Annotated in this window: 5 protein-coding genes; all 5 read left to right on the top strand. The window is 36.9% G+C overall.

The window, feature by feature from the left end; genetic code table 11:
- Positions 1-226 precede the first annotated feature (226 nt).
- The 5 genes from nifE to ABZA26_RS07605 are packed head-to-tail and all read left to right on the top strand — an operon-like array spanning position 227 to position 4842.
- Positions 227-1603, top strand: coding sequence for a nitrogenase iron-molybdenum cofactor biosynthesis protein NifE (gene nifE / locus ABZA26_RS07625; protein ID WP_372713924.1), 1377 nt, complete (start codon positions 227-229; stop codon positions 1601-1603).
- An 18-nt stretch (positions 1604-1621) separates the two neighbouring features.
- Complete coding sequence (locus tag ABZA26_RS07620; protein WP_372713923.1) at positions 1622-3019, top strand: nitrogenase component 1; 1398 nt, start codon at positions 1622-1624, stop codon at positions 3017-3019.
- Positions 3016-3309: a NifB/NifX family molybdenum-iron cluster-binding protein gene (locus tag ABZA26_RS07615; protein ID WP_372713922.1), complete on the top strand. Its 294-nt coding sequence runs from the start codon at positions 3016-3018 to the stop codon at positions 3307-3309. Before ABZA26_RS07620 ends, ABZA26_RS07615 begins: the two co-directional genes overlap by 4 nt.
- A 26-nt stretch (positions 3310-3335) precedes the next feature.
- Positions 3336-4616, top strand: a complete 1281-nt coding sequence (nifB, locus tag ABZA26_RS07610) for a nitrogenase cofactor biosynthesis protein NifB (protein ID WP_372713921.1) — start codon at positions 3336-3338, stop codon at positions 4614-4616.
- A gap of 13 nt (positions 4617-4629) precedes the next feature.
- Complete coding sequence (locus tag ABZA26_RS07605; protein WP_372713920.1) at positions 4630-4842, top strand: hypothetical protein; 213 nt, start codon at positions 4630-4632, stop codon at positions 4840-4842.
- The last annotated feature ends 89 nt before the right edge of the window (positions 4843-4931 follow it).

Here is a 4931-nt window from a genome sequence, read left to right as displayed (position 1 = left end):
GGTGCAATGAGACTTATGGAAAAAATAAGTGATGCTTTACTTGAAAGACAAGACAGAGACGCGGCAGACAAAGATATGGAATTAACAATGTAAATTTTATTTGAGGGTCATACCTTTTCGGAGGTATGACCCGATAAAATAAATTGGTTAATGTAAATCATTAATTGAAATTTTAAGGGGCAATGTTTTATATCAATCAGATTGTTTTATTAAAGAGGTGGGAAAAATGGATAAAAAAAATATAGATGGCAACCTTGCGTTAATAGAAGAAAGAAAGGATTTTATTGTCTGCAACAAAAAGGACAAGGGGAAAAAAATAAAATGTGATGCTCAAAGTGTAGCAGGAGCTGTAAGTCAGAGAGCCTGTGTATACTGCGGAGCCAGAGTAGTGTTGAATCCTATAACAGATGCAGTACATCTGGTACATGGTCCTATAGGATGTGCAGCCTATACCTTTGACATAAGAGGAAGTCTGAGCAGTGGATCGGAAGAATACAGGAACAGTTATTCAACGGATCTTAGGGAGAAAGATATTATATTTGGAGGAGAAAAAAAACTTACTGCTTCAATAGATGAAATAATGGAACTCAAGAGTCCGAAGCTTATATTTGTATATTCAACTTGTGTTGTGGGAGTAATAGGAGATGACCTTAAGGCTGTATGTAAGGCTGCTGAAGAAAAACACGGTATAAGAATAATTCCTGTAGAATCATCCGGATTTGTGGGAAGTAAATCAGCCGGTTATAAGGCAGCAGGAGATGCTATCCTGAAAATATTAGAAATGGACGGTAAGGTTAGTGAAGAAAAGAAGGGGATTAACTTCTTGGGAGACTTTAACCTTGCAGGAGAATTCTGGATAATGAATGGATATTTTAAGGAAATAGGAATTGATGTAGTAGCACAATTTGCAGGAGACTCCAATTATGAACAGTTGACAAAATCTCCAAATGCACTGTTTAACGTGGTCCAGTGTGCAGGTTCTATGACTTCTTTGGCAAATAAACTTCAGGAAAAATATGGGACTCCATATACCAAGGTAAGTTTTTTCGGTCTTGAAGATATAAGGATTTCACTGAGATCCATAGCTTACACTCTGGGAGATTTCCAGGTGATAAAGAAGACAGAAGAATTTATAAAGAGAATGGAAAAAGAGACAATTGAAAAACTAGATCCCTACAGAAAAAAGTTTGTGGGTAAAAAGGTGGCAATATATGTAGGTGGTGGGTTTAAGGCTATATCTCTCATAAAGCAGTTCAGAGATCTAGGGATAAACCCGGTTATGATAGGATCCCAGACTGGGAGACCGGAAGAGTATGAAATTATAAGAAAACTTGCAGATGAAAATACAGTTATTTTAGACGATGCAAACCCGAGTGAATTAGAGAGGTTTATGCGTGAAAAAGGAGCTGATATTCTTGTGGGAGGGGTAAAAGAAAGACCTCTGGCATATAAGCTGGGAATAGGCTTCATAGATCATAACCATGCAAGAAAGCATCCTCTGGCAGGATATGAAGGTGCTCTTAATTTCGCAAAGGAAATTGATGTGACTGTAAACAGCCCTGTATGGGATGTAATCAAAAAGAACGGTATAGAGATAGAGTAAAAGGGGAGGTGGAATAATATGAAAAATAAAAATTGTGTAGATGTAAATGTAAATCCTTGCAAGATGTGTATGCCCATGGGAGCATGTCTGGCATTCAAGGGTATGGAAAAATCAATAGTTGTAATGCATGGTTCTCAAGGATGCAGTACCTATGTAAGAAGACATATGGCACAGCACTATAATGAACCTGTTGATATTGCTTCCTCTTCTCTCAATGAAAAAGCAACTGTATACGGAGGAGAGGCCAATTTAAAAAGAGGTCTGAAAAATGTAATTAAGATGTATAAGCCTAAAACTATAGGTGTTGTAACAACTTGTCTTGCAGAAACTATAGGGGAAGATATAGATCGTATTTTAAAAGATTTTATGATAGAGGAGAAACTTTCAGCAGAAGATATAGACATAATTTCTGTACCTACTCCTGGTTACGGAGGAACTCAGTTTGAGGGATATTATCTGGCGGTGAAGAGGATGGTTGAAAAAATAACCGTGTCATCTGAGCCAACTAATAAGATAAATATAATAGCCGGGATGATGAGTCCTGGGGATATAAGAGAAATCAAACTGATTCTAGAGAGATTTGGTATAGAGGCTGTAATATTACCTGATGTATCTGAAACTTTAGATGCACCATATAAGGGATTGGAATTTGAGAAGCTGCCTGACGGAGGGACGACATCTAGCGAGATAAAAACTATGTCAGGGAGTCTTGCCACAATTGAATTTGGAGTTCATTCAAGAGAGGAACATTCTGCCGGTGAATATCTGAAAAAAGAATTCGGAGTTCCACTATACAGAATGCCAATTCCTATAGGGCTTAAGAATAGCGATACTTTTATAAAGACCTTGTCTAAAATATCAGGAAAGAAAATACCTGAATATTATATCAAGGCCAGGGGAAGAATGCTAGATGCCATGATTGATTCTCATAAATATAACGGCGAGGGTGTGGCAGCGGTATTTGGAGAGCCTGAACTTGTGACTTCCATAAGTTCTCTGTGTCTGGAAAACGGGATAGTCCCAAAGGTCATATCCACAGGAACAAACATAAAAAAAATAAGAGAATTTTTATCTGAGGATCTTGATAAATTCGGTGATGAAATCGCAGTTTTGGAAGATACAGATTTTGAAACCATAAGAGAGTATGTAAAGGAAAAGGGTGTCAATATTCTTATAGGACATTCAGATGGTAAGTATATAGAGGAAAAAGAGGGCATTCCACTCATAAGGGTAGGATTTCCAGTCCATGACAGGGTGGGAGCACAGAGACAGGTTACCATAGGTTATGATGGAAGTATGAATCTGTTGGATATATTAACAAATAGTCTCTTGGGACAAAAGTATAGTAATTACAGGGAAAAAATGTATGACATGTATTATAAAAAAGATGAAGATTTGAAGGAGGTTACTGTATGAAGGTAGCAGTCAGCGTAAATGATTCTGGTATGGTGTCGAGCCATCTTGGGAAAAGTAAAATATTTTTAGTTTTCTCAAAGGTCGGAGATGAAGTTGCCTTTATTGAAAGAAGAGTAACCGATGGAAATCACCAAAATCATATAATAGATGACATAACTGACTGTGATGCAGTTATTTCCGGAAAAATAGGTGATGGTATGGTGGAGAGCCTTAAAAAGATAAATATCAGAGCGATAATTGAAGAGAATATAGCAGACCCTCTAGAGGCGGTTGAAAAAATGAGGGTGTAAAATTTCTAATTATAGGGGGGGTTAATATGGCATTATCAGGTGGGGGATGTTCTGGAGGATGTTCCGGAAAAACGGATTATCCAGAATGGGCATCAGAGGAATTAAAAAAGAAAACCGAAGAACACCCGTGTTACACAGCAGACGGGCATAAAAATGCAAGAATGCATATTCCGGTGGCACCGAAATGTAATATACAGTGTAATTATTGTAACAGATTATATGACTGTGTGAATGAAAGCAGACCGGGAGTAACCAGCGGGATACTAACACCTGAAGGTGCGGCAAAAAAATACTCTATGGTAAAAGAGAAGATTGAGAACCTAAAGGTAGTGGGAATAGCAGGTCCAGGAGATGCTTTAGCCAACTTTGAGGAGACAAAAAAATCCATAGAGCTTATCAAAGAGCAGGATCCTGATGTAATAATATGTCTTTCTACAAACGGACTTATGCTCCCTGATTATGCAGAGGAAATTGTCGCTCTGGGAATAAGTCATGTAACTGTAACTTTGAACAGTATTGATCCTAAAATAGGAGCAAAAATTTATGAATTTGTAAATTATAAAGGCGAGATACTAAAAGGAGAAAAGGCTGCAAAGGTACTTCAGGATAACCAGCTTAAAGGTATTGAATATCTTGCTAAAAACGGGGTTCTTTGCAAAATTAACATAGTAATGGTAAAGGGTGTCAATGAACATCACATACCTGAAGTAGTAAAAAAGGCAAGAGAATTAGGTGCTTTTATGACTAATATAATGCCTCTAATCCCTGCATCTGGGACAGTATTTGAAAATCTGCCGTTGACCAGTAAAAAAGAACTTAATGAACTGAGAAATAAGTGTTCTATCACAATGAAGCAGATGTATCATTGCCAGCAATGCCGTGCAGATGCTATAGGTCAGCTGACTCAGGACAGATCCTTAGAATTTAGGGATATGGGAGAAAAACCTTTTGTAGAAAGAGAAAAAAGAGATGTTCTTGTAGCTGTAGCTTCTAAAGACGGAAAATTGATTGATCAGCATTTTGGACAGGCAGATAAGTTTCATATATATAAATATTCAAATAATGAAATTAAATTTGTAGAAAAAAGAGATATTGAAAAATACTGTACAGGGATAGAAAGTTGCGATGATAAAGATTCTAAGATGGATAAGGTATTAAAAACTCTGGGAGACTGTAAGGCTGTCCTAAGTGTGAGAATAGGATATGGTCCGAAAGAAATGTTGAGATCAAAAAATATACAGACTTATGAATTGTACGATACTGTAGAAAATGGTATAAATACTGCTTTTCAAAAAATAAACGGATAAACAGGAGGGGAAAATGAATAAACCAAAGCATCATATATTTGTGTGTTCTAGCTCGAGAATTAACGGTCAGCAAAAAGGATTTTGTCTACAAAAGGAATCGGTAAGTATAATACAGAACTTTATGGAAGAGATAGATGACAGAGAACTATCAGGAGAGGTTATGGTTACGAATACAGGATGTCTGGCAATTTGTGTGGTTCGTACAGATAATAGTTTCGTAAAATAGGACAAGAAAAAACCAAAACCTTTTCACGCCTACAGCCTTTCATCGTCTAGTAGTAGCTTTATTAGTAATTGTAGAAAAGAACGAGTACC

Source organism: Ilyobacter sp., from assembly GCF_041583315.1.
In the GTDB taxonomy this organism is placed as follows: Bacteria; Fusobacteriota; Fusobacteriia; order Fusobacteriales; family Fusobacteriaceae; genus Ilyobacter.
This window is presented reverse-complemented; position numbering and strand designations above follow the sequence as displayed.

Bases quoted from the DNA above. Each gene is read 5' to 3' on its own strand.
- nifE (WP_372713924.1), top strand. From the start codon at position 227: ATGGATAAAAAAAATATAGATGGCAACCTTGCGTTAATAGAAGAAAGA.
- ABZA26_RS07620 (WP_372713923.1), top strand. From the start codon at position 1,622: ATGAAAAATAAAAATTGTGTAGATGTAAATGTAAATCCTTGCAAGATG.
- ABZA26_RS07615 (WP_372713922.1), top strand. From the start codon at position 3,016: ATGAAGGTAGCAGTCAGCGTAAATGATTCTGGTATGGTGTCGAGCCAT.
- nifB (WP_372713921.1), top strand. From the start codon at position 3,336: ATGGCATTATCAGGTGGGGGATGTTCTGGAGGATGTTCCGGAAAAACG.
- ABZA26_RS07605 (WP_372713920.1), top strand. From the start codon at position 4,630: ATGAATAAACCAAAGCATCATATATTTGTGTGTTCTAGCTCGAGAATT.